A 24,820-nucleotide genomic window follows, 5' to 3' on the forward strand; every position below is an offset into this window, starting at 1 on the left:
CGCTGATGCGGCAGGCCGCGACGGCCCCGGGTGCCCTCATAAGGAAGAGGGCGGGGTGTGGGTACGCGACCGGGCCCGCTCAGCAGCGCAGAACGGTCACCCGCGAGGGCAGGCCGGTGCCGGCGGCCGGGAGGACGGCCCAGGAGGCGGCGCGTCCGGGCGCGGTCAGGGGATCCTCGGCAGGGGATTCCCGCAGGGCCTTGCCGTTCGGCCCGGTCGGGACGTGCGGGCGCAGATGGCAGGCGGTCGCGTGGCACAGCCGCCGGAAGCCATTGCCCGGATGGTGGTGCACGCCGTCCCCCGACGTCGTCAGCACATGTTCCGTGGTGTCGCAGGGCCGGTCCACGGAGTTGCTGCGGGCGGGGGCGCCACTGGTGTCGGCAGGGGCGTCGGCGGGGGCGTCGGCGCGGGCGGCGCACCGGCCGGCCCGAGGTGCCTGCGCATCGGAGTAGCCCGTGGTCAACGCCGTGAACAACAAGGCCAGCAACGCCAGGCAGAACAGCATGCGTCGGCCGCCGGTCGCCGCGGAGCGGCCGGTGCCGACGGTCTTACGCATGCGGGTCTCCCAACGCTCTTCCAGGAGAAAATTCCCTGGGAGCGACCGGGACATTCGGGAGACACGGGAAAGAGTCGGTTATTCCACTCGTTCCGGCTATGGGTCGTATGTGTGACCCACTTCAAGTGAGGGCCACTCACGGGCCGCACCGGCTGGACGACCCGAGCCGGCCGGTGCGGAAACGGTCTTCGTCAGTCGGTCTCGCGGGCGCGCGCGTAGTAGTGGGAGAACCGCTCCAGCGGTTCGCCCTCCGCATTCCACGGCCAGGGCGCCGCCACACCGCCGGTGGCGCGCAGTACGCTCGCGGCCTCGCCGGGGCGGGTGGCCTTGATCAGCGCGTAAGCCAGCAGGTTCAGGTCGGCGAGCGCCTGCGCATGGCGGAGGAAGCCCTGGCCCGGCCAGTAGTGCGCGGCATGGTCGAGCACCGTGACGGCGTCGTGCCGACGCCAGAACTCGCCCGCACCGAGGGCCACCATCCCTCCGGGACCGATGTCCCGCTGGTGGCTGCGGACGAGGGCGGCGAGTTCCAGGCCCGCCGAGGGGGCGTTCGGGGGCATCGCGGAGCGGACACTGTCGAGCAGTTCCAGCACCTGGCCGCTGGAGCCGCACTCGTCCGGCGAGAGGTAGCCCAGTGCCTGGAGATGGGCCTCGCGGTTCCACGGATCGCGGGCCTTGATCTCGCGCCAGATCCCCGACAGTTCGGAGGACGGGCGCCGCTGCAGGCGGAGCGTGGCCAGGTGCAGGGTCCAGGGCGTCGGGTCGGCGGGCACCAGCTCGGCCGCCAGGCGGCAGGTCGCCCGGGTGGCGTCGAGGTCGATGGACGAACCCTCCTGCCCGGCCTGCAACAGGTCCGACCAGGCGTGCAGCAGCAAGGCATCCGGATTGCGGGGGTTGTGCTCCCGCCAGATGCTGGGCAGCGCCCGTCCCGCGGATCCGGCGAGCACGCGCAGGCGGTGTGCCTTGCGGTCCCAGTCATCACCTACCTCGCCGAGCACATCCTTCAACAGGGCCATGACAGCCGTATCGAGCGAACCGCGGTCCCAACAGGTCTCGACGCGGCGCCGGACTTGGCCCAGGGCGGCATCGTCGAGTTCGGGGAGCATGCGGGGACGGCTGCCTTTGCGGCGTCTGAAGACGGGCATACCGCGATGGCCTTCCGGATGAGGTGCGGATGGGACGGAGTTCCGGCATCGTACGGGCGACGGCCGGGCGCGCAATCCGCCGCCCGAACTCCGAGACGCACCCGATACCCAGGCGCATCCAATCCGATTCCAGAACATCCTCGTCCAGAACCTTCACCCACTGAGCACATACTTTCAACCGGTTCGCAAAAGGCCGGTCATGGATTCCCCTCTTCTATGCATGTTGCGGCAGCCGTGCTCAGCCGGGAACGACCACCGGTTCCTCCTCCGGGGACAGTCGGGCGTACCGCACCGATCCGGTCAGCGGCACCCCGCCCACCACGGGCGACCACGCCGGATCCGCGCCGAGCGCCACCAGCACCCAGGTGCCGTCGGGAAAGTCGGCGGTGACCGTCGTCCCGTCGACGGCGCATCCTACGGCCGGCGGTGCGGGGTCCGCGCCCCGCCCGGTGAGGCCGACCAGGGCGACGTGCACGGTCCGGCTCGTGGTGCGCCGGCCGGTGGCGTAGGGAACGGCCGTGTGGCGACCGAAGGCACTGGTGCCCTCCGCGGTCGCCACGGCGACGTCGGTGTGACCGGCGAGGGAGACGAATGTGCTGGTCAGGCCGCCGTCGGTGGCTGCCTCGGCGCGCTGGCCGACGGTCCTGACGTGCGGCGGCCGCTCCCCCGCGACCTGCCAACCGCTGTCGTGCAGCGGCAGGTGCGCGGGCGCGTCGACCAGATGGACCCGCAGTTCGTACGCTCCCCAGACCACGCTCGCGGTCTCGATCCGGGCCTCCTCGGCCGCTGCGTCGTCGGGCCAGGCAGGTTGGTGGCGGGCAGGATGGTGCCGGGCCGACGGATGCCAGGCAGGCCGGTGCCAGGCGGGTTGGTGCCAGGCGGGTTGGTGCCAGGACGCGGCGTAGCGGTCGTGGAGGCGCAGGCGGTGGATGCGGGTGCGACGCGACAGCCCGAACGCGGGGTGGCACAGCGCGACGTGATTGTCGGCCAGCAGGCGGCAGGGCAGGTCGTCCGGGACGAGGCACGGACCGGTCGCCGTGGAGTAGGCGAACCGCGAGTAGAGCGGATCCCCGGCCGTACGCACCGCCGCGTAGTGCCCGCCCGTGCGGCCGCCAGGTCCCGGTTCGCCGCTGCCGTGGTCGCCCGTCGCGTAGTTGTCGCTGCCGTGGTTGACGAGTCGGACGATGCCGTCCGCACGGGTCGCCGAGAGCACGAAGCCGGGGACGGGCAGGGCCACGACCCGGTCGCCCCGTTCGACGGGGAGCGGCTCCTCCGGCCGTGTCCAGCAGGGGTGGTCGGCCGGCAGCAGCAGGCCGAGGAAGGCTTTGGACAGCCAGTACGGGGACGCCGGGCCGGAATAGCCCTGCACCAGCGGCGGATACGGCCCGTACCAGCCGAGGGTGGCGATCCCGTGCCGGTCGCGGAATCCGCGGTCGGTGAAGTGCCGCAGCGCCCCGCTGGCCAGCCGCCGGGTCTGGCCCGGGCCGAGCGGAGTCGCGTCGACCAGCGCGCCCAGCCACGGGGCGGTGACCGCCGCGAACCGGTAGATCAGCGAACGGCCCTGGTGCACGGGCGCGCCGTCGGCCCCGAAGAACAGCGCATAGTCCGTCAGAAACCGCCGCAGCCGCGCCCTGAACACCGCCAGGCGGTCCCGACGCGTCCGGCCCGCTCCGCCCGCTCGATCGATCCCGTCCGCCTCACCGGCCACGCGCCCGCCGGCCATCAGGGCCCACAGAATGGGGTAGGTGTGCAGGGCCCAGCCGTTGTAGTGGTCGAAGTTGTCCGCGGTACGGGCGTCGCCGCCGTCGCGGTACCAGCCGTCGCCCACGTAGAAGTCCTCGGTGCGTGCCAGGTCGGCTTCCATCTCGACGCGGTCGTGGGCACCGCCGACGCCGGACAGGAACTCACCGACGATCACCCGGAACATGTGCCAGTTGTTGTCGGGGATCCGCAGTCCCCAGGCACCCTGCAACCACTCCACGACCTGTTCCTGCACCGCGCCCGGCATGTGGTCCCACAACCACGGCCGCGTCAGGTGCAGACCGAGCGCCAGGGAGCACGCCTCGACGAGCGTCTGCCGGCACTCCTGGCCGAGGACCTGCCATGCCTCGGGGTGTCCCGGGTCGGTGCCGGCGCCGATACCCTCGGCGTAGGACTGGAGCAGCCCGGCGGGCGCGCGCCCGTCGCAGCCCGCGGTACGGAAGGCCAGCAGCAGGAACGTGCGGGCGAAGCCTTCGAGTTGGTCGGAGTCGGCGCCCGACGACGAGGGCCTGCCGGGCAGCACGATGCGCGCACCGGAAGGGGAGGCGAACCGATGCACGTCCGCCAGCAGATGGTCGGCGAGGGCCAGCCAGTGGTCGCGGCCGTATCCCGTGAGGGGCGACAGCGTGCGGTCCTCGGGCGGCAGCGGCGGTCCCGTCCGGCTCGTGCGCGACATGCGACTCCTTGAGATGGTGAGCTCGGGTGTGCCCCGCGCCAGCATGACCGGCGCCCCGCGACGGTCACAAGCATGCGAAACGGACGGGGCACAGGGGTCCTTCAACCGCCTCCCCCTCGCCACCTCCCCTACTGCCCACAGCCCACTGCCCACAGCCACCGACGGAAAGGCTGATGACGTTGTCCCGCACCCGGCAAGAGCACAGCGACCAGCAGGAACCGCGGCCACCGGAAACGTCGGTGACACCGACGCAGAGGGAGCTGCGGCTCGCCGTCGTCGGCCTCGGCATGCGGGGCACGCTCGGCAGGCACATCGCCGACGGGCGCCTGCCGGCGAAGGTGGTGGCGGTCTGCGACCCGGTCGCGGCCCGTCGGGAACGCAGTCGGGAGCTGTATCCGGAGGCCGCCCGGTACGCCGACCACCACCAGTTGCTCGCCGCCGGACCGGACGGGGTGATCCTGACGACGCCGGACGACACCCACGAGGAGTTGGCCGTCGCCTTCCTGGAGGCCGGCGTCGCGGTCTTCGTCGACAAGCCCCTGGCCATCACCACCGCGGGGTGCGACCGCGTACTGGACGCGGCGCGGCGCACCGGCACCAGGCTCTACGTCGGGCACAACATGCGGCACATGCCGGTCATCCGGACCCTGCGCGACCTGGTCGTCGAGGGCGTCATCGGCGAGGTCAAGGCCGTCTGGTGCCGTCACTTCGTCGGCCACGGCGGCGACTTCTACTTCAAGGACTGGCACGCGGACCGGCGCCGCACCACTGGTCTGCTGCTGCAGAAGGGTGCGCACGACATCGACGTGATCCACTGGCTGGCCGGCGGTTACACCGTGCGGACCCAGGCGATGGGCGGGTTGACCGTCTACGGCGACATCACGGCACGCGGCGGGCAGGGCGAGCGGACGTTGACCGAGTGGTTCGCCCCCGAGACGAACTGGCCGCCCGCCTCACTGACCGGCCTGAACGACGTGGTCGACGTCGAGGACCTCTCGATGATGACCATGCGGCTGGACAACGGCGTGTTCGCCACGTATCAGCAGTGCCATTACACGCCGGACTACTGGCGCAATTACACCGTCATCGGCACCCACGGCCGGCTGGAGAACTTCGGCGACACCGAGGGTGCGGTGGTGAAGGTGTGGAACAGCCGGCGCAGCGGCTACCGCACGGACGCCGATCTGGTGGTCGAGGTGCCCTCGGACGACGGCGGGCACGGTGGGGCCGATCCGCGGCTGGTGGCCGAGTTCGTGGATTTCGTGCGCGCGGGCGGTGCCACGCTCACCTCACCGGTGGCTGCACGGCAGGCGGTGGCCGCCGGCTGCGCCGCCACCGCCTCACTGCGCGCCGACGGCGTTCCCGTCGATGTCCCGGCATTGTCACGGGAGTTGGTCGCCCACTTCGCCGGTGCGGACGACGCGGAGACCCGGGAATCCTGAGTCGGCGGCCGGCGCAGCCGGTTTCGCGTTGCGCGCCCATCGTGGCCACTGGCACGAGGTGGACACCACGGGTTCGCTGATTCAGGTAGCAATGATCCGGGTGACGACGGGGATTCCGGTTCCGGAATTCTCCTCCCCGGACGACGACGGCTGCCGCGATGTCCCGTGATCCGGTCCGGAATTCCCTTGTCGACCACCGAGCGGAACGCACACACGAAGAGCACCTGAAAAGCACGTGAAAAGGAGTGGTGAGAAAGATGGTCACGGGGAAGAGGGCCACCCTTGCGCTGGGGGCGGCGCTCGGCATGCTGCTGGCCGTGCCGCTCTCGGCGCAGGCGGCCGGCCGCCCGAGCGCGCTGCCGAGCGAGAGCGAGTGGCTGGGCGACGTCGCGCCGGTCGCCGCGTCCCTCCAGGACTACCTCAAGGACCGCCTGGCCCAGGGAACGCCCGGCGAGAAGCCCGCGGTCGTCCTGGACATCGACAACACGTCCCTGGCGACGCACTACGACAGGGGCAAGCCGGTCGAGGCGATCCTCAAGGCCACCGGCTACGCGCACGAGCACGGCGCGGCGGTGCTGTTCGCGTCCTATCGCGGCGCCGACGAGCAGGACTCCACGACCGAGGAACTCAGGTCGGCCGGGTACACCGTCGACGGCCTCTGCCTCAAGCCGCACGGCGACAGCCCCGGCAAGGCCGAGGTCAAGCTCGGCTGCCGGAAGAAGTACGAGGCGCAGGGCTACACCCTCGTCGCCAATGTGGGTAATCGCAGCACCGACTTCGAGGGCGGACACTACGAGAAGGGGTTCAAGCTTCCCGACTATGACGGACAGTTGAGTTGATTCCGGAATTCCGGAGATGCCCGTTCTTTGGCGCGGCATGAGTGATGCGTGTGGGCCCATCGTTATCGGTGGGCCCACACGCATGACTCCTGCCGGGAATCCGGTGTCCCGCACGGACCGGATCAGCGGAATGCACCGGTCGAGCGCAATGCACCGGTCGGGCGGCATCCACCGGGTGTTCACCGTACGGCGGGACCGCGTTTCACCGGCCCGCACGGTCGATGCCGAAGGGCTGTCGCAAGCGGGGTCGCCGGGGCAGCCTGTGGTAGACAACGACGCCCCACACGGCCCTCGCGCCTCGCAACCCCACGTCCGCGAGCGCGACGGTTTCCCCTTCAGCCCCCCACCCGCCCGGAGCCCCCCCATGAGCGACGACGACCGGCCGGCCCACCTCATCCGTCTCGGCCTGTCGGCAACCGAGGCCACCACCTACCTGGCCATGTTGGACACCGGCCCCACCACCGTCGCCGCACTGGCCCGGCGGCTGGGCCGGACGCCCGCCGACGCGGAACACACCCTCGCCCGGCTCATCCACCTGGGCCTGGCCACCAGCCACGGCCCCGATCGCTCCGGCATCGCACCGATCGAACCCTCCATCGGCCTCGGACGCCTGGCCAGCGCCCGTACCGAGGAGCTGCAACAGGCCCATCTGGTGGCGATGGACGCCTACCGCACCTACCGGCGCCAGGTGCACCCGCAGGCCACCGACGACCTCGTCGAAGTGGTCACCGGGCCGCAGATCGTGGAACGCATCCTCCAGGTCGAGGACGCCGCGACCTCCGAGGTGCTGCGCTTCGACACCCCGCCGTGGCACACCGGCGGCACGCCCAATCCGACCGAGATCCGCAACCTGGAGCGCGGCGTCTCCTATCGCATCGTGTACTCCAAGTCCGCGGTGGAGAACAGCGATTACTACGCCTGCAACATCCGACCGTGCATCGCGGCGGGCGAGCGGGCCCGGGTGCTCCAGTCCCTGCCGGTGAAGCTGGGCGTCTTCGATCAGCGGCTGGCCATCGTCTCGCTGGCGTTCGGCGACACCGACGTGAACGACTCGATGCTGCTGGTCCGCCCGTCCAGCCTGTTGCGGGCGCTCACCGGACTGTTCGAGACCTCCTGGCGGTCCGCCTATCCGCTGCACTTCGGCGAGCGGGTGCCGCCCGCGCTGCGCCCGATCCAGCGCCGGATCCTGGAACTGCTCGGCAGCGGCGTCACCGACGAGACCATCGCCGAACTCCTCGGCATCAGCCGCCGCACCCTCTCCCGCCAGCTGGAACAGCTCAACCGGGCCGCCGACGCCACCACCCGCTTCCAACTCGCCCTGTACGCCGCACGAAAGGGATGGGTCTGATGCGCGTCGAGGGGTGATGCGGGGTGCCGGCCGGGTGCGCGACCGGCACCGCACGCCCCGAAGGAGCCGGCCGCCGAACGGCGTCGACCTCCTCCGGTCCCCTCCGCTACGTGTCGGCCTCGACGACCTGGACGGCGCGGGACGGGCAGAGCATGCCGGCCTCGCGGACCGCCGGCCGGTCGTCGCCGGCGGGGTCGGACCGCAGCACCGTGACGACCCCCTCGTCGTCCTGGTCGAACACCCCCGGAGCGGTCAGTGCGCACAGTCCGGCGCCGACGCAGAGCATCCGATCGACGCTCACTCGCATGGTCACCCCTCTCCCCCTTTCCGCTCCGTCACCAGGTGACCGGGAGCTCGTTGACGCCCTGGATCGTGGTGCCCGGTCGCAGCTTCAACTGGTCGACGGGAACGGCCAGTTTGAGCGTCGGGACGCGGTCCATCAGCGCGTTGAGGATGACCTCCAGCTCCAGGCGGGCGAGGTTCTGCCCCAGGCACTGGTGCACACCGAAGCCGAAGGACAGATGGTGGCGCGCGGAGCGGCGAACGTCGAAGGAGTCGGGGTCCTCGTACACCGAACCGTCGCGGTTGGCTATGGAGTTGACGACGATGACGCCCTCGCCGGCCCGGATGAGCTGGCCCTCGATCTCGATGTCGGCGAGGGCGATGCGCCCGCCGGCGATGTCCGCGATGGCCAGGTAGCGGAGCAGTTCCTCCACCGCACCGGGGATGAGGCTGCGGTCCTCGCGCAGCGCCGCGTACTGCTCGGGGTGTTCCAGCAGGGTGATCGCGCTGAGGGAGGTCATCGACGCGGTCGTCTCGTGACCGGCGATGAGCAGCAGCATCGCCGTGGAGGCCAGTTCCTCACGGTCGATCTCGCCCTTGGCGAGCTGCTCGGTGACCAGGGTGCTCACGAGCCCCGGCCGGGGCTCGGCCTGACAGGCGGTGATGAGTGCGTCCATGTAGCGCACGAGGTCCTGGCGCGCGGTGGAGGCGCTCGCCACGTCCGTGGCCTGCACCAGACGCTTGCTCGCGTCCTGGAAGAAGTCATGGTCGGCGTAGGGCACGCCGAGCAGTCGGCAGATCACCATGGACGGCACCGGCAGCGAGAACTGGCTGACCAGATCGGCCGGCGGGCCCGAGGCGAGCATCTCGTCGAGGAAGCCGTGCACGATCTCCTCGACCTCCGGGCGCATGCCCTTGATCCGTTTGACGGTGAACTCGCTGATCGTCATCCGCCGCTTGGGACCGTGCTCGGGCGGGTCCATGCCGATGAACGCCGGCCGGCCCTCCCGGACCACCTCGAAGCGCGGGGACGTGGCGGGGAAGTTGGCATCGGTGCGCTTGGAGGACAGGCGCGGATCGGCGAGCAGCTTGCGGGCCGCCTCGTGCTTGGTCACCACCCATACCTGTCGGCCGTCGTAGAGGGTCACCCGGTGCAGGGGCCCGGGGGTGTCCCGCAACCTGGCGTAGCCCTCCGGTAACTGGTAGGGGCAGGTCCGGTCACTGGGGAAGGCAGGCGCATCCGTGGCCTGGGGCGTCGTGGCGATATCGGTCATCGGTCCACTCCGAATCGATTTCTCACGCGTTAAAGAACGCCGTGTTCTCTAATTGGGAGAATAGACTGACCCCATAGAGAACGCAACGGCCTCTACGAGACAACTCCAGGAGTCACGCTGTCCCCCAACGCCGACCCCACCACCGCACCCGCCGCCGACCACCGCAAAGGCCCCCGGCGCCGCGGCGCGGAGCTGGAGAACGCCATCCTGATGGCGGCCCTGGAGGAGCTCAGCGAGACCGGCTACGCCGCGCTGACGATGGAACGGGTGGCCAGCCGGGCCCGCACCGGCAAGGCCGCCCTCTACCGACGCTGGCCCGGACGCGCCGAACTGGTCATGGATGCCTGCAGGTTGGCCGGCCTCGCCTCGATCGAGCCGCCCGACACCGGCGCCCTGCGCTCGGACGTGATCGACCTGATGCGGCAGATCGCCGCCAAGGTGGCCAGCCCGCTCGGCGGCATCCTGCGCGGCCTGTTGGCCGAGATGACCCGCGATCCCGAATTCGCCAAGCTGGTCCGGGAAAGCGTCCACACCGTCGGCCCGGCGGCCCTTCGCGGCATCCTGGAGCGCGCCGCCGAACGCGGCGAGATCGAACCCCGGATCCTCACGTCCCGGCGCGCCACGGTCGCCACCGACCTGCTGCGCAACGAGTTCCTGCTCTTCGGCGCGCCCGTGGCGGACGACGTCATCACCGACATCGTCGACGACGTCTACCTACCGCTGATCCTGCACCCGGCCCCGAAGCGCACCGACGGGTCGGATGGACCCTAGGGCCCGTCCGATGGGTCATGGCCGGCTCGTGCGCGGCAAGCCCTCGGTCACCGCCATCCCGCCCGCCCGGATCGGACGCCGGTGCCACCGGGCGCAGTGGCGATCGCCGGCGCCGGCTCCGCCGGCAGACGCTGCTCGGCGGAGGCCATGATGTGCGCGATGAGCTCGGGGTACGTCCCGCCGGCGCTCTCCCACTGGAGGGGCAGCAGCGAGTAGCTGGGGCTCAGCCCGGGCAGCGGGTTGACGTCCAGGACGTAGGGCTCGCCGGCGGCATCGCACCGCAGGTCCACCCGGCCGGCGTCCCGGCAGCCGAGCGCGCGCCACGCCTGTACCGCGAGTGCGGCGATGCGCCGCGACGCGGTGGTGTCGTCGAGGAGCCGCGCAGGGACCGGTTTCTGCGACGCGTCGTGCTTTCTGAGCGCGGTCAGGAACGGCTCCGCCGGCTCGTCGAAGAGGGGTTGCGAGACGCCGATCGGCCGGGCGTCCGCGCCGGCCCCCAGGACGCCGACGGTGTACTCCGGGCCCGGAAGATAGCGCTCGACCATCACCGGCTGACCGTGGCGCTCCCACAACTTCGCGCAGACCAGATGGAGTTGCCGCGGATCGGTCACCCGCGAGTCGATCCCGATGCCCTTGCTGGTGCCCTCGGCGACCGGCTTGGCGAACAACGGGTACGGCAGATCGACGGCGTCGAGGTCGTCGGGCCGCCGCACCACGGTGAACGGCGCCGTCGCCACCCCCGCTTGCCGGAGCAGCCGTTGAGTCGTGGGCTTGTGCAGACACACGGACAGGCACAGCGGGTCCGAGAAGGTGGCGGGGATGCGCCACTCCTCCAGCAGGGCCGGGATCTGGGCCTCGCGCGCGTATCCGTGATGGCCCTCGGCGAGATTGAAGACGAGGTCCCACCGCTCGCCGCGCAGCAGCCGCGCCATCAGCGCCGGCAGCGAGCCGATCACCACACACCGGTGGCCGAGCTCCTCCAGGACGGCCGCGACGGTCTGTACCGTCGCCCACTCGTCGAACTCGGCGTCGTCCCCCTCCTCGGGTGGTCCGGCACCGAAGGTCTCCATGGACTCACCGCGCAAGTTGTAGGTGAGCCCCACGACCAGACGTGCATGCGACACTACGGCGCCCTCCGCCTCAGAACTTCCTCGAACGCAGTGTGGGCGGGCCGGGTGCACGGCACGGGAGGCTCGTCCACCCGGGGTGCCACCGTTCCCGCGGACCGGGTCCTGGTGCCACCGCCCGGTCCCCTGCCGGAGCGTCCCCGGCGGGGAGGGGGATCCATCGCGACGGACGGCGCCGTCATGCCTCCGTGAGGCCGGTGGGGACCTGCCATTCGTAGCGGCGGCCCTTGTTGGTCATCCGCAGGCCCTCCTTGAACACGACCAGTCCCAGTTCGCTGGCGGCCTTCGCCGCGAGGGGCACTCCGTCGCCGGCCTTGCCGTATCCGAAGTTCACGACGGAACCGGCCTGCAGGGCCAGTTTGTTCAAGTCCGCCGCGGGGACCTTGACCAGGTCGGCCGCCCGGTCGCCGATCAGGTGCCGGATGAGCGTCGGTCCCACCCCGGCGAAGGCCGGGCCGGGCAGCACTTCACGGATGAAGTCCAGGACGGCCTTGGTCAGCACGATGCCGGCCTCCGAGGACTTCTGCTGGCGCCGGAGGATGGTGTCGAAGAGCGCGGCGCCGTCTTCGAAGCCGGCGGGGTTGAGCCGGTCGTCGACACCCAGGACGTGTCCGATCACCCGCCAGATGTGGAAGAAGGCGTCGCGGTCCGCACGCGGAAGGTCCACTCCCAGGCTGACGAGCCCGTTGGGGATGGCGACCGAGAAGCTCATCAACGTCCCGGCGAGGTCCTCCTGGTTGACCGGCAGTCCCCAGGCACTGTTCCAGTCGTCCTGGCGGCCGACGTGGTAGCGCATGGTGGCGTGCAGCAGGCGGATCTTCTGCGCGGAGCGCAGCCCGTGCCCGTGCGGGCCCAGGCCGCCGTCGTCGAGGACGTCGACCACGAACTGCGAGGTCTCCATCAGCCTGCGGTACACCCCCGAGGTCAGGCGCTGCGAGCGCGCAAGGACCTGGGCCCCGTCCCCGCACCCGTAGCAGAGCGGGAGGGAGCCGCACAGCAGCGTCGAGACGACCAGTGCCTCGTAGCGGCCGAGCAGGCTGCGGCCGCGGTCCATCAGCGCCGGATCGGCCCAGTCCGGCAGGACGGCCGACTGCTCGAAGTACCGCTGGAGCTGCGGTGGGAGGCCGTCCGGCACCGCGTCGCTGTTCCTGCCGAATCCATGGAGTGCCTGGCGCACCCGTTCCTGCTCGCCCGAGGCGTAGGTCTCCTCGATCGCGGCGTCGGCCGCCGGGTCCCCGGCCTTCCGCATCCGGTCGAGCAACTCGTCCGTCCACACACCAGCGGGCATCTCCGCCTCCTCGCGATTCGTCATGGTGACGCACACCTCTACCAGTCCGGACGGGGCTCCGGCGGGAGCATCACCCGTACGTGGACGGCGCCGTTGGCGTGCTCGATTTGATGCGCCGCCGTCAGCTCCTTTCCGTCGTCACGCCGTTCGAGGGATCACGGGCGCGGCGACGGCCGTCGTCCGGTCCGCTGCCACTACGAAAGGACCGACCTCGCACCGGGGCGATCCGCCCGCACGGCGCGAGCACAGCGCACTACGAAAGGAGCCCGCATGTCCGCACCGTCCGCGATCGATCACCACGCGAAGACCGGGTACAGCCTCCCGTTGGCCTACTGGCTGGCCCAGGCATCCGATCTCGCCTACAAGGACGAGGCCACCATCGATTCCCAGGCCCGCTCCTGGGGCTTCGACGAGGTGCGCCACCATCAGACGCGGTTCACCCCGCCGTTCCCGCTCGAAGACACCCAGGCATACACCGCGGCCAGCGACCACATGATCATCACTGCCTTCCGCGGCACGGAGCCAGCACAGATCCGTGACTGGCTGTCCGACGCCAGCACTCCCCCGTGGCCGGGCCCGGCCACCACGGGCTATGTGCACTACGGCTTCGCCGAGGCACTCCAGTCGATCTTCCCCGAGGTCAAGGACACCCTTGCGGAGCTGCGCACCGACAACCAGACGGTGTGGTTCACCGGCCACAGTCTCGGCGGTGCGCTCGCCATGCTCGCCGGTGCGCGGATGTACCTGGAGGAGCCCCGGCTGCAGGCGGACGGCGTCTACACCTACGGGCAGCCCCGCACCTGCGACCGCATCCTGGCGGCCGCCTACAACAAGGGCTTCACGAACCGCATGTACCGGTTCGTCAACAACAACGACATCGTTCCACAGCTGCCGCCCGAGCCCGTCTTCACGCATGTCGAGGCGCTCAGGTACATCGACGCGGGCGGCAAGCTGCATGACTCCATGGGGTTGTTCGGCAGTCTGGCGGACCGGGCCAAGGGGCTGACCGCGGACGCCTTCGCGCCCGCTGCGGACGGCATCCGGGACCACTCGATCAAGCGCTATATCGCCGCCATCGAGCAGAACCTCTCCTGAGAGGTTCACCAGAGGGGCCCGGCCCGGGCCGTACCGACGTGGTGCTCCGGGCCGGGGACAGCGGCTCGGCCGCCGGAGGCCGTCAGGTGTTGTTGAGGCTGGTGTGGTTCCACCAGCCCTGGCGGCCGACGACGACCTCCACCGTCTGACCGCTCTCGCCGATCTCGCCCTGGTACGTCTGATCCTTCTTCAGCGGGCCTTCCTGGAGCACGCCCTTGGGGTCCTCGATCGAGGAGAAGACGAGGGGCAGTCGACCGTCGGATGCGGCGTACGCCTGGCCGAGCGTGACCTGTCTGCCCATGATCTCGCCTGCGAGGGTGAAGGGCTGCTTCTGGGGGCCTCGATGGTCTGCCGGCCGGAGTCGACGACGAGCTCCTTGCGGTCCGCACCCGTGACGTTGGCGTTCCGCCGCCGTCGCATGTCCGGCTTCAGCTTGTCCGGGTCGGTGGCCTCCGGGATGTCGAGCGGGAAGTGGCACTGATACCAGGCGGCCTTCTTGTTGGCCAGGCGCACCGACCACCGGATCGATCCCGGTGACGTCGTCCTGGCCGAGCTTCAGTTCGCGGACAGCCTCGCCCGCCTTGTTGTAGCCGTAGATCCGGAAACGGGCGGCCTGTTTGATGGTCTTGCCTGAGCTGTCCTTGTACGAGCCGAGCCCCAGCGGCGGCTCGTCCGGCGACTCCGGGCGAACGGTTGCGGCGCGCCGGGCCGGATGCGGGTGCGCGGGTGCGGTCAGGTCGCGGTCGTCGCGGGAGCGTGCCAGAGGCCGGTGATCGCGTCGACGAGCCCGTCCGCGTAGGCGTCCCAGTCGGCGTGGACGGTGGGAGTGCCGTCGGCGAGTGCGCGTTCCCGCTCGGCGAGCGTGTGCACCATCAACTGCCGTGCCATGTCGCCGCGTTCGAGTCGGACGGCGGGCGGCAGATCGGGCAGGCACCGGTTGAGGCCGTCGAGGCTGCTCACGAGGGACGGGCCGAACGCCTCGTCGATCATCAGCTCGCGCAGGACGGGGTCGGTCATCAGCTGGGCGGCGAACCGCGCGTACCAGGTCGGGGCGCCCAGGCAGCTCAGGTGCTGGGCGCCCGGCCGGACCAGGCAGGCCACCCAGTCCCGCACCTCGCGCGAGGCGCCGGCCCTGGCCAGCATGCGCACCCGCAGCGCGTCGATCGGCTCGGCGTGCCGGCGGACGATGGCCCGGATCAGGTCGGTCTTGGTGCCGAAGTGGTAGCCGACCGCGGCGTTGTTGCCCTGCCCGGCTGCCTCGCTGATCTGCCGGTTGGAGACGACGAACACGCCGTGCTCGGCGAACAGGCGCTCCGCCGCGGTGAGGATGGCCTCCCGGGTCTCCGCGGAACGGGCGGCCTTGGCGGACCCCTTCACCACCGGACCGGCACCTCGCGCAGGCCGCCGACGACCAGCCCCTCGATACGGCGCAACGCGTCCGGGGCCACGGCCAGTTCGAGGCCGGGCAGGCGGCGCAGCAGCACGTCGAGCACGACCTGGAGTTCGGTGCGGGCGAGTGCCTGGCCCAGGCAGGAGTGCGGGCCGGCGCCGAAGGCGAGGTGGGCGTTGGGGCTGCGGTCCAGGCTCATCCCCGCGGCGCCGGCGAACGCCTCCTCGTCGCGGTTGGCCGCGGCCATGCTGCACACCAGTGTCGTGCCGCGGGCCAGCACGGTCCCGGCGACCTCGATGTCCTCCGTGACGTAACGGGGCATGCCGAAGCCGGAGTTGGCGTCGAACCGCAGCACCTCCTCCACCGCGGTGCGCACCAACGAACGGTCGGCGACCAGGCGCTCCCACCGGCGGCGGTCGGCGAGCAGCATCGCCAGCATCTTGCCGATCGTGTTGGCCGTGGTCTCGTGGCCGGCGATCAGCAGTGCCTGGCCGGTGGCGGCGAGTTGGTCGTCGGTCAGCCGCCCGCCGTCGGCGTCGGTCGTGGTGAGCAGCGAGCTGAGCAGGTCCTCGCCCGGCTCGGCGCGCCTGGCCTCCAGATGCCCGGCCATGTAGGCGTGGAAGTCCCGCTGGGCGGCGTCGATCTCGTGCTGGCCGTAGCGGTCGAGGTTGAGCAGCATGTCGGACCAGCGGGAGAACCGGTCCCGGTCGGTTTCGGGGACACCGAGCAGATCGCAGATGACCCATACCGGCAGCGGGAAGCCGATGCTCGCCTTGAGGTCGGCCGGGTGCCCGTGCGCCACCATCTCGTCGACCAGTCGCTCCGCCATCGCCTCGATCGCCGGGCGCAGGGCCGCCATCCGCTTGGCGGTGAACCACTTCGTCAGCATCCGCCGCCACCGTTGCTGGCCGGCGCCGTTGAGGGACTCGGCCATCGAGCTGTTGAACACCCCGCCGGACTCATCGGCGGAGATGCGGGCCGCGCCCTCCGCGTCCAGCCGGCGGGTGCAGCGGGGATCGGACAGCACCTGCTTGACGTCGGCGTAGCGGGTGAGCAGCGCGGCCCGGTCGCCGCTCGGCAGGATGACCGGAGCCACCGGGCAGGCGGCGCGCAGCTCCGCCCACTCCGCGGGCGCCTCCAACGCACCCGGTGCGGTCAGCGGATAGGCCCGTGCGGAGCCGCCGTTGTCGTGGCTCACCACCGTCTCCCTTCGTTCTGGGGTCGGGGAGCAGTCAACGCCGGGCCCAGTCGTAAGTCAAGCAACTGACTTACATCTGGGGCGGCTTGGTCATCTCAACTGTTCGAGTGCACTCCGGGGGAGGTCGTCGTTTCGGGGGCGCGCGCCCGATACCCTCCGCGCCATGGGGATCTTCGCCGACGAAGCGCGGTCGCGGCTGGCGAACCTGCTACGTATGGCAGGGAACAGCGAACGGGACCGGGCGCTGATCATCGCCTATGTGGAGTCCACGCCCGAGCCGCCGCCGCTCGGGCCGCGCGGCATCCACACCAGCGGCTGCCCGCAGTGCCGGAACACCATGTGGGGCCAGCGCGATCGGGACGGGCGCCCGATCGCCGTCTGCGCGCGGTGCGGATTCGTCAAGGAGGCCGACAGTGGACTGTCCTGACTGCGGCTTGCCGATGCTGGAGCCGGGGCCGCAGAGTAACCGGCACTGCTGTTATCGATGTGGTCGCGTCGCGGCGACGGGTGAGACCGCGGACGACATCACCATTCGTGAGCGGGGCCGGCAAGAGGCGTTCGTCCTGCTCGACTACGCGATGGCGCTGCGCGGCGGGTGCCGCACGCGCTCCCCGATGGAGGATCTGACCATGGGCCAGCTCATTCAGACCCGAGGCTGCGGCAAGTGCGGCGGCACCATGTACCGGACGGTGGAGACCGACGAGGACGGGAATCCGACGCAGGAGAGCCAGTTCGTCTGCTCCGCCTGCGGGCACGTCGAGTGAGGAGACGTCAGTTGCGCCGCGGGCGTGGGGCGTTCGTGGGGTGGGCGAAGTCATAGGGACGGGGATAGGGACCCGGCATGAAGGGGCGGTAGCGAGCCGGGGAGCCGGGGTCGATGCGGCGGGCCTCGGCGTTGAGGGCGGCGGCTCCGGTGTCACCCCAGTGGCCGGTGGTGATCCGCCGGTCGACGGTGTGCAGCGCGGCGACCCGCTCGGCGGGGGTGAAGGTGCAGTGGCCGGCGTTGTCCACGTAGGCGTGGCGCAGGAGGCCGGTGGTGCCGGCGGTGGCCGCCGCGCGCCGGTAGGCGCTTTCGGACTGGACGGGGATCAGGGCGTCACCGGTGGTGTGGATGTCGAGTTGGGGTGTGCGGAGCCTGCCGGTGAAGGCGATGTTCTCGGCCATGTAGGCGACGGCCGCGGGGTCGGCGCCGAGCCTGGGGGCCCGCTCCAGCGTGGCGAGATCGTGGGCGAGGGACAGTCCGGCGGTCTTGTAGAGGGCCTTGACCTCCTGCTGGTCGGCGGAGTGGCGGAGCATGGCGGTGTAGTTCACGCCGGTGTTCCACGACATGTTGCCGCCGGCTCGGCGTTCGGCCTCCTGGCGCCAGACGAACGCGGGCATGGCTATCAGGCCGGTCAGCGCCTGGTACTGGTTGGCCTGTTGGGCCGGGTAGTCGGTGGGACGGGGGCGCGGCTGGGCCGGGTCGTTCCAGCCGGGGATATTGTGCAGGGCGGCGGCCAGGGCGGTCCGGGCGCGACCGGTGGCGCTGCCCTGGGCCCGGGTGACGGCGCGGGTCAGGGCCCGTGCCGCGGCGCGGGCACGGGCCGGGTCGCGCAGGCCGGTCAGCGGGATGTCCGCGCCGGGGGCGAGCAGCGTCTTCAGGGCGAAGACCGGGTCGAGGGTGGAGTTCCAGTCGGCGACGCCGCCTTGGACCAGGCCGCAGGTGGACAGTGACCCGTCGATGCGGTCGGGGTGGCGTTCGGCGAGGGCGGTGGTCACCAGGCCGCCGTAGGACTGGCCCCAGGCGAGGGTGCGGCGGGCCCTGCCGACCTTCGTGGCGAAGGTGTCGAGGGTGGCGAGCTGGTCGGGCACGGCCTGTTCGACGGCCCAGCCGGTGGTGGCGTAGGAGGAACCGGCGAGCGCGTAGCCCTCGGCGAGGAGCAACTTCCTGGTGGAGTCGTCGGGAGCGTCCTGGGCCGGATTGGCGGTTCCCGACGGACGGTATCCGTGGCTGAAGAGCAGCAGGGTGCCGCGCCAGTGAGCCGGTACGTCGAGCACGTAGCCGGCGCCGGAGGCCAGCGTGCCTTCGAGGTGGACGGGCTGCCCGGCCGCGTGCGCCGGAGTGGTGGCGCCGAGGGTGCCGGTGGCGAGCAGGGCGGCGGCCAGGACGGCGACGCCGCGCGGGCTGGGGGTGCGGTGCTTCACGGGCGGACTTCCTCCTCGGTCGGAACTGCGGGAGGGACGGTGGCCGCGGCGTTGCGGCCCGCGTGCGTCAGATCAGGCCGGATCAGGCCGGGTCGGGCCAATCCGGGTCGGGGACCGACGTGCGCAACAGGAGCGCGTGCAGGGTGCGCCGTTGGTCCTCGGACAGCGGTTGGAGCAGTTCGTCGGTGACCCGACGGCTCATCAGGTCGGTGTCGCGCAGGAACGCCCGGCCGTCGTCGGTGAGGACCACGATGCGACTGCGCCGGTCGCCGGGTGCGGGGCGGCGCTCGACGAGTCCGAGGGCCGCCAGGTCGTCGACGAGGCCGACGATGGCGCTGGGGTCGTAGCCGAGGCGGGTGCTCAACTCGCGTTGCGGGGCGCCTTCGACGGTGGCGAGGTAGCGCAGCAGTGCGTAGTGGCGCAGCCGCACTCCGGACTCCTGGAGCGCGGCGTTGAACAGCTGCCCGGAGCGCAGGCCGAGCCGGTAGAGGAGATAGCCGGTGTCGGAGTGCAGGCCCCGCATCCAGGGTTGGTCGGCGTCGACGGGTTCCGGCTTGCGGGCGTGCGGTCGCTGGCTGGTGATGGCGTGCTCCCTGTTCGAGGCCCCGGGGACCGGTGCGCGGTGCGTGTGTCCAGCATGGCGAAAACTGATGTCGCCGACAACCATTGACGTCAACAATTATTGGTCTTAGCTTCCACATGGCGGTTCGGCGCGGATCGAGCCCGGCTCTCCGATGCCGCCGCCGGATTGCTCAACTCCCCGCCCAGCGAAGGGACTTACCGTGTCGCACCCCTCATCCGTCGATCTCACCGGCAAGGTCGCCGTGGTCACCGGCTCCGGCCGCGGGCTCGGCCTCGCCTACGCCACCGCGCTCGCCGCGGCGGGCGCCGCCGTCGTCGTCAACGACCTCGACGCCGCCGTCGCCCGACGGGCGGTTGCCACCCTCGCCGAGGCGGGCGGGAAGGCGGTCGCCGAGACCGTGGCGGTCGGGACCGCCGAGGCCGCCGACCGACTGGTCGCCCGCGCCGTGGACACCTTCGGCCGGCTGGACGTACTGGTCACCAACGCCGGCATCCTGCGCGACCGGATGCTGTGGAAGATGACCGACGACGACTTCGACTCCGTCGTCACCACGCATCTGCGGGGCACCTTCACCTGCGCCCGGGCCGCCGCCGTCCGCATGCGCGCGCAGGGCGAGGGCGGCAGCCTGGTGCTGGTCGGCTCGCCCGCGGGCCAGCGCGGCAACGTCGGGCAGACCAACTACGCGGCGGCCAAGGCCGGTATCGCGGCCATGGCCCGCACCTGGTCGATGGAACTGGCCAGATCGGGCATCACCGTCAACGCCGTCGTGCCGGTCGCCGCCACCGCCATGACCGAGACCATCCCCGCGTTCGCCCCGTACGTCGAGGCGACGCGGCGGGGCGAGCCGCTGCCGGACGCGCTGCGCAAGGGCGAGGGGTTCGGCACCCCCGAGGACTGCGCCGCCCTCGTGCCCTTCCTCGCCTCCGACGCGGCCCGCGGGATCACCGGACAGTGCCTCGGCATCGGCGGGGACAAGCTCGCCCTGTGGTCGCACCCGCAGGAGATCGCGACCGCGTACGCCGACGGCGGTTGGACCCCGGAGACGATCGCCGCCGCCTGGCCCACCTCGGTCGGCCGCACCCCGCAGACCGTCGGCATCCCCGCCCCCGGGCTCCCGGAGGCCCGATGACCGGCATCGACCTGGCCTCGCTCACCGCGATCGACGTGCACACCCACTGCGAGGTCTCCGCCCGCGGGCAGGCATCGCTGCCGGCCGAACTGCACGACGCCTCCAGCGCCTACTTCAAGGTCCGGGGCGCCCGGAAACCGACGCTCCAGGAGACGGCGGCCTACTACCGGGAGCGCAGCATGGCCGCGGTGATCTTCACGGTGGACGCCGAACACGCCACCGGCACCGCCCCGGTGCCGAACGAGGAGGTCGCCGAGGCCGCCGCCGCCCACCCCGACGTGCTGATCCCGTTCGCGTCCATCGACCCCTTCCGGGGCCGCGCCGGAGTGCGGCAGGCCCGCCGCCTGGTCGAGGAGTACGGCGTGCGGGGCTTCAAGTTCCACCCCAGCATCCAGGGGTTCTTCCCCAACGACCGGCTCGCCTACGGCCTGTACGAGGTGATCGAGGAGACCGGCACCATCGCGCTGTTCCACACCGGCCAGACCGGCATCGGGGCCGGCGTCCCGGGTGGCGGTGGCATCCGGCTGAAGTACTCCAACCCGCTGCACGTCGACGACGTCGCCGTCGACTTCCCGCATCTGAAGGTCATCCTGGCCCATCCGTCGTTCCCGTGGCAGGACGAGGCGCTGGCCGTGGCCACCCACAAACCGGGCGTCCACATCGACCTGTCCGGATGGTCGCCGAAGTACTTCCCGCCCCAACTGGTCCGGTACGCCAACTCGTTGCTCCAGGACAAGGTGCTCTTCGGCTCCGACTTCCCGGTGCTGACGCCGGACCGTTGGCTCGCCGACTTCGCCGACCTCCCGATCAAGGACGCGGTCCGCCCGAAGATCCTCAAGACCAATGCCGCCCGGCTGCTGGGGCTCACCGGCTCCGGCTCCTGAAGGGGAACGTGATGCGCAACGACGGACTGGGGTCCTGGCCCGCCCGCCGGGCCCGCAAGACCCCGCACCGCACCGCACTGCTCCACGGCTCCACCACCGTCACCCACGGCGAGCTCCACCAGCGCACCACCCGCCTCGCCCACGCCCTGCGGGCCGCCGGTCTCCGCCGCGGCGACCGCGTCGCCTACCTCGGCCCCAACCACCCCTCCTTCCTGGAAGCCCTCTTCGCCGCCGGCCTGCTCGGCACGGCCTTCGTCCCGCTCAACACCCGCCTGACCGCCCCCGAACTCGCCCACCAGATACGGGATTCCGGCGCCGCCGCCCTGCTCCACTCCCCCGGCTGCGCCCCGCTCGCGGATGCGGTCCGCGCCGCGACCGACCTGCGGACGGTCCTGCCGGCCGCCGGCCCCTCGTACGAGGACCTGCTCGCCGCCGCCCCCGCCACCCCGATCGACGAACCCGTCACCCACGACGACCTCGCCCTCATCATGTACACCTCCGGGACGACCGGCCGTCCCAAGGGCGCGATGCTCACCCACGGCAACCTCACCTGGAACGCCGTCAACGTCCTGGTCGACCTCGATCTGCTGGCCGACGAGACAGCCCTGGTGACCGCGCCGCTGTTCCACACCGCGGCGCTGAACATGCTCGCCCTGCCGGTCCTCCTCAAGGGCGGCCGCTGCGTACTGGTCGAGTCCTTCGACCCGGGCGGCACCCTCGACCTGGTCGAACGGCACCAGGTCACCGCCATGTTCGGGGTGCCGACGATGTTCGACCGGATCGCCCGGCACCCGCGCTGGGCGACGGCCGACCTGTCCAGCCTCCGCCTCCTCAACTGCGGCGGGTCGCCCGTCCCCACCCCCCTCATCGCCGCCTATCAGGCGCGCGGCCTGACTTTCCTGCAGGGCTACGGCATGACCGAGGCGGCCCCCGGCACCCTCTTCCTGGACGCCGAACACGCGGTGGCCAAGGCCGGCTCCGCCGGAGTGCCGCACTTCTTCACCGACGTACGCGTCATCCGGCCCGACCTGAGCCCGGTGGACGTCGGGGAGACCGGCGAGGTCGTGGTCCGCGGCCCGCACGTCATGCCGGGCTACTGGGGACGACCGGAGGAGACCGCCGCCGCCTTCACCGACGGCTGGTTCCGCAGCGGCGACGCCGCCCGGATCGACGCCGACGGCTACCTCACCATCGTCGACCGGATCAAGGACGTGATCATCTCGGGTGGCGAGAACGTGTACCCCGCCGAGGTGGAGGACGCCCTGCTCGCCCACCCCGACATCGCCGAGTGCGCCGTCATCGGCGTGCCCGACGCGACTTGGGGCGAAGCACCCCGGGCACTCGTCGTCCCGCGCCCCGGCACCACGCCCCGCCCGGACGACCTGCTCGCCTCGCTCCGCGGACGGCTCGCCAAGTACAAGATCCCGAGGTCCCTCGTGCTGGTGGCCGAGCTGCCCCGCACCAGCGCCGGAAAGCTCCTCAAACACCGGCTCCGCGCCGAGCACGGCAACGCCTGACCACCCCACCACCCGCTTTCAGGAGACCTCCATGACCGTCACCGTCAACGGACTCGACGCCCTCAAGCGGCTCGCCGGCAGCGCTCTGGGCACCAGCGACTGGATCACCGTCACCCAGGACCGGATCAACGGCTTCGCCGACGCCACCGACGACCACCAGTGGATCCATGTGGACCCCGAGCGGGCCGAGGACGGCCCGTTCGGGACGCCGATCGCGCACGGCCATCTGACGCTCGCCCTCTTCATCCCGCTGTTCACCGGGCTCCTCGACGTCCACGGCGTCGCCACCAAGGTCAACTACGGGCTGAACAAGGTACGGTTCCCCACCCCCGTCCCGGTGGGCTCCCGGCTGCGGCTCGCCGCGCGACTGACCGCCGTCGACGACGTGCCCGGCGGCGTCCAGGTCACCGTCGACGGCACCGTCGAGATCGAGGGTGGGACGAAGCCGGCCTGCGTCCTGCAGAGCCTGTCCCGCTTCTACGCCTGACGCCCGCCGCGGCGGGGCGGGCGGGGCCGCTCAGTCCTTGCGGCCCGTGACGGCCACCGTCACGCCCAGGCCGATCATCGTGAGCCCGCCGGCCCCGCCGACCAGCGAGAGCCTCCGGGGCGACCGGGCGAACCACGTCCGCGCGGTGGCCGCGACCAGTGCCCACACGCTGTCGGAGGCCACCGCGATGACGTTGAAGACCAGGCCGAGCAGCAGCATCTGCCCGGCGACGTGCCCCTGGCCGCGGTCGACGAACTGCGGCAGCACCGCGGCGAAGAACACGCTGGTCTTGGGGTTGGCCACCCCGACCGCGAAGGCCAGCAACCGGTCGGCAGACACCATGGCGCCCATGTAAGCACGGGCACCTTGCGCCCGTCAGTGCCTTGGTGCACGGGGCGGCTCACGCTCGGGTGAGCGCGCGGTCGGTGAGGGCCGCCGCCGCGCCGGTGTAGTGGCCGGGGTCGGTGAGGGAGGCCAGGTCCAGTCCCGCCAGGGCCGGTTCGCCCGAGAGCGCCCCGGCCAGGGTTCCGCCACCACGACGGACGGTGTCCGCGGCCTCGGTCAGCAGGCGGCGGGCGCGGGCCCGGCCCAGCCGGGCGGCGAGGACGGCGGTCAGCCGCTCCGACACCACCAGCCCGCCGGTCAGGTCCAGGTTCATGCGCATCCGGTCGGGGTGCACGTGCAGGCCCGCGGCGAGTTCCGCGGCGTCCCGGGCCGCTCCTCCGGCCAGGCGCAGCAGGTCCCGCAGGGTCTCCCACTCGGCGTGCCAGGCGCCGGCGGGCCGCTCGTCCTCCGCGGCGACGGCGCCGTGGAGCACCGCCGCCAGCGCGGGCGCCCGCCGCGCCGCGGCGGCCAGGAGGGTGGCCCGGACCGGGTTCGCCTTGTGCGGCATGGCCGACGATCCGCCGCCGACGCCCTCGCTCACCTCGCCGATCTCGGTGCGGGAGAGGACCAGCACATCGGCGGCGAGCTTGCCGAGTGCCCCGACGGCGAAGGCGAGGGCGCCGGCCAGATCGGCGACGGGGGTGCGCAGGGCGTGCCAGGGCAACACGGGCTCGGCCAGGGCGACTTCGCGGGCGTAGGCACCGAGCAGGCGCACCGTCTCGTCCGGCGGTGCCGCGCCCTCGGCTTCGGCGTAGGCGTGGAAGGCCGCCAAGGTGCCGGCGGCGCCGCCCAGTTGGGCCGGCAGGGAACGCCGCACCGCGGTGAGGCGGTCCCGGGCGTCCAGCACCAGGCCGCGCCAGCCCGCGGCCTTGAGCCCGAAGGTCGTCGGGACGGCGTGCTGGGTGAGGGTGCGGCCGGGCATGGGGGTGGCGCGATGCCGGGCGGCGAGGCGGGCCAGCGTCCCGGCGGTGCGTTCCAGATCGGCCGTGATCGGCCGCATCGTGCGGTCGGCGACCAGCATCGACGCGGTGTCGAGGATGTCCTGGCTGGTGGCGCCGCGGTGCACGTACGGCGCATGGGTGGCGGGCACCGCCGCGGTCAGTGCGGCGACCAGGGGGATGACCGGGTTGCCGCCGGCGCGCCCGCGCAGCGCGAGCTCGCGGGCGTCGAACCGGTCGGCGCTGGCGGCCTCGGTGACCGCGCGGGCCGCCGCGTCGGGCGCCAGGCCGAGGGTCGCCTGGGCCCGGGTGACCGCCGCCTCGGCGTCCAGCATCGCCTGGAGGAACGCGGTGTCGCCGGTGGTCGCCTCGGCCGTCGAGCCCACCCGCACCGGGTCGAGCAGGCCGACGTCGTCCGCGCCGGCCTGCTCTGCGCGACCGCCCCCACCGTCCGGGTCCTGCCGGCCGGCCCGCTCCTCACGTGCGTCACGGTCGTCGCTCATACGCGCTCCAGGAGGACCGGCG

General features: G+C 71.8%; 24 protein-coding genes and 2 pseudogenes. 11 read left to right on the forward strand and 15 right to left on the reverse strand.

The window, feature by feature from the left end; all coding sequences use genetic code 11:
- Positions 1-79: 79 nt before the first annotated feature.
- The 3 genes from JNO44_RS02205 to JNO44_RS02215 form a co-directional block, all read right to left on the reverse strand.
- Entirely contained in the window at positions 80-556 is a 477-nt protein-coding gene (locus JNO44_RS02205) for a hypothetical protein (protein ID WP_205360849.1), read from the reverse strand.
- A 191-nt stretch (positions 557-747) separates the two neighbouring features.
- The gene (locus tag JNO44_RS02210; protein WP_240167376.1) at positions 748-1,659 is read right to left on the reverse strand and encodes a hypothetical protein; all 912 of its coding nucleotides are present in this window, start codon (positions 1,657-1,659) and stop codon (positions 748-750) included.
- A gap of 277 nt (positions 1,660-1,936) precedes the next feature.
- Positions 1,937-4,135 carry a DUF2264 domain-containing protein gene (locus JNO44_RS02215; RefSeq protein ID WP_205360853.1) on the reverse strand — a complete coding sequence of 733 codons (2,199 nt, stop codon included), beginning with the start codon at positions 4,133-4,135 and terminating at the stop codon, positions 1,937-1,939.
- 173 nt (positions 4,136-4,308) lie between these two features.
- Here JNO44_RS02215 and JNO44_RS02220 point away from each other — a divergent pair, with 173 nt between their 5' ends.
- The 3 genes from JNO44_RS02220 to JNO44_RS02230 all read left to right on the forward strand — a co-directional run bounded on the left by JNO44_RS02220 (position 4,309) and on the right by JNO44_RS02230 (position 7,764).
- Positions 4,309-5,577 carry a Gfo/Idh/MocA family protein gene (locus JNO44_RS02220; protein ID WP_205360856.1) on the forward strand — a complete coding sequence of 423 codons (1,269 nt, stop codon included), beginning with the start codon at positions 4,309-4,311 and terminating at the stop codon, positions 5,575-5,577.
- Positions 5,578-5,834: 257 nt separating this feature from the next.
- Positions 5,835-6,416 (forward strand): HAD family acid phosphatase, encoded by a 582-nt coding sequence (locus JNO44_RS02225; protein WP_073443963.1) that lies wholly within the window; start codon positions 5,835-5,837, stop codon positions 6,414-6,416.
- A 364-nt stretch (positions 6,417-6,780) separates the two neighbouring features.
- Positions 6,781-7,764, forward strand: a complete 984-nt coding sequence (locus JNO44_RS02230) for a helix-turn-helix domain-containing protein (RefSeq protein WP_205360857.1) — start codon at positions 6,781-6,783, stop codon at positions 7,762-7,764.
- Positions 7,765-7,870: 106 nt separating this feature from the next.
- On the opposite strand, the gene JNO44_RS02235 is transcribed toward JNO44_RS02230, so the two are convergent.
- The gene (locus JNO44_RS02235; protein WP_205369342.1) at positions 7,871-8,071 is read right to left on the reverse strand and encodes a ferredoxin; all 201 of its coding nucleotides are present in this window, start codon (positions 8,069-8,071) and stop codon (positions 7,871-7,873) included.
- 28 nt (positions 8,072-8,099) lie between these two features.
- Positions 8,100-9,320, reverse strand: a complete 1,221-nt coding sequence (locus tag JNO44_RS02240) for a cytochrome P450 (protein WP_205360859.1) — start codon at positions 9,318-9,320, stop codon at positions 8,100-8,102.
- 210 nt (positions 9,321-9,530) lie between these two features.
- Here JNO44_RS02240 and JNO44_RS02245 point away from each other — a divergent pair, with 210 nt between their 5' ends.
- Positions 9,531-10,091, forward strand: coding sequence for a TetR/AcrR family transcriptional regulator (locus JNO44_RS02245; RefSeq protein ID WP_205360861.1), 561 nt, complete (start codon positions 9,531-9,533; stop codon positions 10,089-10,091).
- A 47-nt stretch (positions 10,092-10,138) separates the two neighbouring features.
- Here JNO44_RS02245 and JNO44_RS02250 read toward each other — a convergent pair whose 3' ends face one another.
- Both JNO44_RS02250 and JNO44_RS02255 read right to left on the reverse strand, forming a co-directional pair.
- On the reverse strand, positions 10,139-11,215 hold the full coding sequence (locus JNO44_RS02250; protein ID WP_205360862.1) for a D-alanine--D-alanine ligase family protein: 1,077 nt from the start codon (positions 11,213-11,215) through the stop codon (positions 10,139-10,141).
- Positions 11,216-11,396: 181 nt separating this feature from the next.
- Entirely contained in the window at positions 11,397-12,530 is a 1,134-nt protein-coding gene (locus JNO44_RS02255) for an oxygenase MpaB family protein (RefSeq protein ID WP_205360864.1), read from the reverse strand.
- Positions 12,531-12,776: 246 nt separating this feature from the next.
- Between JNO44_RS02255 and JNO44_RS02260 the strand changes: the two genes are divergently transcribed.
- Positions 12,777-13,601, forward strand: coding sequence for a lipase family protein (locus tag JNO44_RS02260; RefSeq protein WP_205360866.1), 825 nt, complete (start codon positions 12,777-12,779; stop codon positions 13,599-13,601).
- An 82-nt stretch (positions 13,602-13,683) separates the two neighbouring features.
- On the opposite strand, the gene JNO44_RS42955 is transcribed toward JNO44_RS02260, so the two are convergent.
- The 4 genes and pseudogenes from JNO44_RS42955 to JNO44_RS02275 all read right to left on the reverse strand — a co-directional run bounded on the left by JNO44_RS42955 (position 13,684) and on the right by JNO44_RS02275 (position 16,189).
- Positions 13,684-13,902 carry a hypothetical protein gene (locus JNO44_RS42955; RefSeq protein WP_240168046.1) on the reverse strand — a complete coding sequence of 73 codons (219 nt, stop codon included), beginning with the start codon at positions 13,900-13,902 and terminating at the stop codon, positions 13,684-13,686.
- Between the two features lie 80 nt (positions 13,903-13,982).
- Positions 13,983-14,114, reverse strand: a pseudogene (locus JNO44_RS42960) (hypothetical protein); the annotation flags it as partial.
- A 219-nt stretch (positions 14,115-14,333) separates the two neighbouring features.
- Complete coding sequence (locus JNO44_RS02270; protein WP_205360868.1) at positions 14,334-14,981, reverse strand: TetR/AcrR family transcriptional regulator; 648 nt, start codon at positions 14,979-14,981, stop codon at positions 14,334-14,336.
- A complete protein-coding gene (locus JNO44_RS02275; RefSeq protein ID WP_205360870.1) occupies positions 14,975-16,189 on the reverse strand; it encodes a cytochrome P450 in 1,215 nt (404 codons plus the stop codon). Before JNO44_RS02275 ends, JNO44_RS02270 begins: the two co-directional genes overlap by 7 nt.
- Positions 16,190-16,352: 163 nt before the next feature.
- Between JNO44_RS02275 and JNO44_RS02280 the strand changes: the two genes are divergently transcribed.
- Together JNO44_RS02280 and JNO44_RS02285 are read left to right on the forward strand one after the other, a co-directional pair.
- Positions 16,353-16,616 (forward strand): hypothetical protein, encoded by a 264-nt coding sequence (locus JNO44_RS02280; RefSeq protein WP_039639264.1) that lies wholly within the window; start codon positions 16,353-16,355, stop codon positions 16,614-16,616.
- Positions 16,603-16,953: a hypothetical protein gene (locus tag JNO44_RS02285; protein WP_143179587.1), complete on the forward strand. Its 351-nt coding sequence runs from the start codon at positions 16,603-16,605 to the stop codon at positions 16,951-16,953. Before JNO44_RS02280 ends, JNO44_RS02285 begins: the two co-directional genes overlap by 14 nt.
- Before the next feature lie 7 nt (positions 16,954-16,960).
- On the opposite strand, the gene JNO44_RS02290 is transcribed toward JNO44_RS02285, so the two are convergent.
- Positions 16,961-18,373, reverse strand: a complete 1,413-nt coding sequence (locus JNO44_RS02290) for an alpha/beta hydrolase family protein (RefSeq protein WP_205360873.1) — start codon at positions 18,371-18,373, stop codon at positions 16,961-16,963.
- An 82-nt stretch (positions 18,374-18,455) separates the two neighbouring features.
- Positions 18,456-18,896 carry a MarR family winged helix-turn-helix transcriptional regulator gene (locus JNO44_RS02295; protein ID WP_205360875.1) on the reverse strand — a complete coding sequence of 147 codons (441 nt, stop codon included), beginning with the start codon at positions 18,894-18,896 and terminating at the stop codon, positions 18,456-18,458.
- Between the two features lie 259 nt (positions 18,897-19,155).
- Between JNO44_RS02295 and JNO44_RS02300 the strand changes: the two genes are divergently transcribed.
- From JNO44_RS02300 to JNO44_RS02315, 4 genes are read left to right on the forward strand one after another with little or no spacing between them, the layout of a single operon-like run.
- A complete protein-coding gene (locus JNO44_RS02300; RefSeq protein ID WP_240167377.1) occupies positions 19,156-20,085 on the forward strand; it encodes an SDR family NAD(P)-dependent oxidoreductase in 930 nt (309 codons plus the stop codon).
- Positions 20,082-20,969, forward strand: coding sequence for an amidohydrolase family protein (locus tag JNO44_RS02305; protein WP_205360878.1), 888 nt, complete (start codon positions 20,082-20,084; stop codon positions 20,967-20,969). The genes JNO44_RS02300 and JNO44_RS02305 overlap by 4 nt, the downstream gene beginning before the upstream one ends.
- 11 nt (positions 20,970-20,980) lie before the next feature.
- On the forward strand, positions 20,981-22,486 hold the full coding sequence (locus JNO44_RS02310; RefSeq protein WP_205360879.1) for an acyl-CoA synthetase: 1,506 nt from the start codon (positions 20,981-20,983) through the stop codon (positions 22,484-22,486).
- A 31-nt stretch (positions 22,487-22,517) separates the two neighbouring features.
- Complete coding sequence (locus JNO44_RS02315) at positions 22,518-22,973, forward strand: MaoC family dehydratase (RefSeq protein ID WP_205360880.1); 456 nt, start codon at positions 22,518-22,520, stop codon at positions 22,971-22,973.
- A gap of 30 nt (positions 22,974-23,003) precedes the next feature.
- On the opposite strand, the pseudogene JNO44_RS02320 reads toward JNO44_RS02315, so the two are convergent.
- Together JNO44_RS02320 and pcaB are read right to left on the reverse strand one after the other, a co-directional pair.
- Positions 23,004-23,288: pseudogene (locus JNO44_RS02320) on the reverse strand (LysE family translocator); the annotation flags it as partial.
- An 85-nt stretch (positions 23,289-23,373) separates the two neighbouring features.
- Positions 23,374-24,798 carry a 3-carboxy-cis,cis-muconate cycloisomerase gene (gene pcaB / locus JNO44_RS02325; RefSeq protein ID WP_205360881.1) on the reverse strand — a complete coding sequence of 475 codons (1,425 nt, stop codon included), beginning with the start codon at positions 24,796-24,798 and terminating at the stop codon, positions 23,374-23,376.
- Positions 24,799-24,820: the final 22 nt, after the last annotated feature.

The organism is Streptomyces noursei, assembly GCF_016917755.1.
Classification (GTDB): Bacteria; Actinomycetota; Actinomycetes; order Streptomycetales; family Streptomycetaceae; genus Streptomyces; species Streptomyces yunnanensis.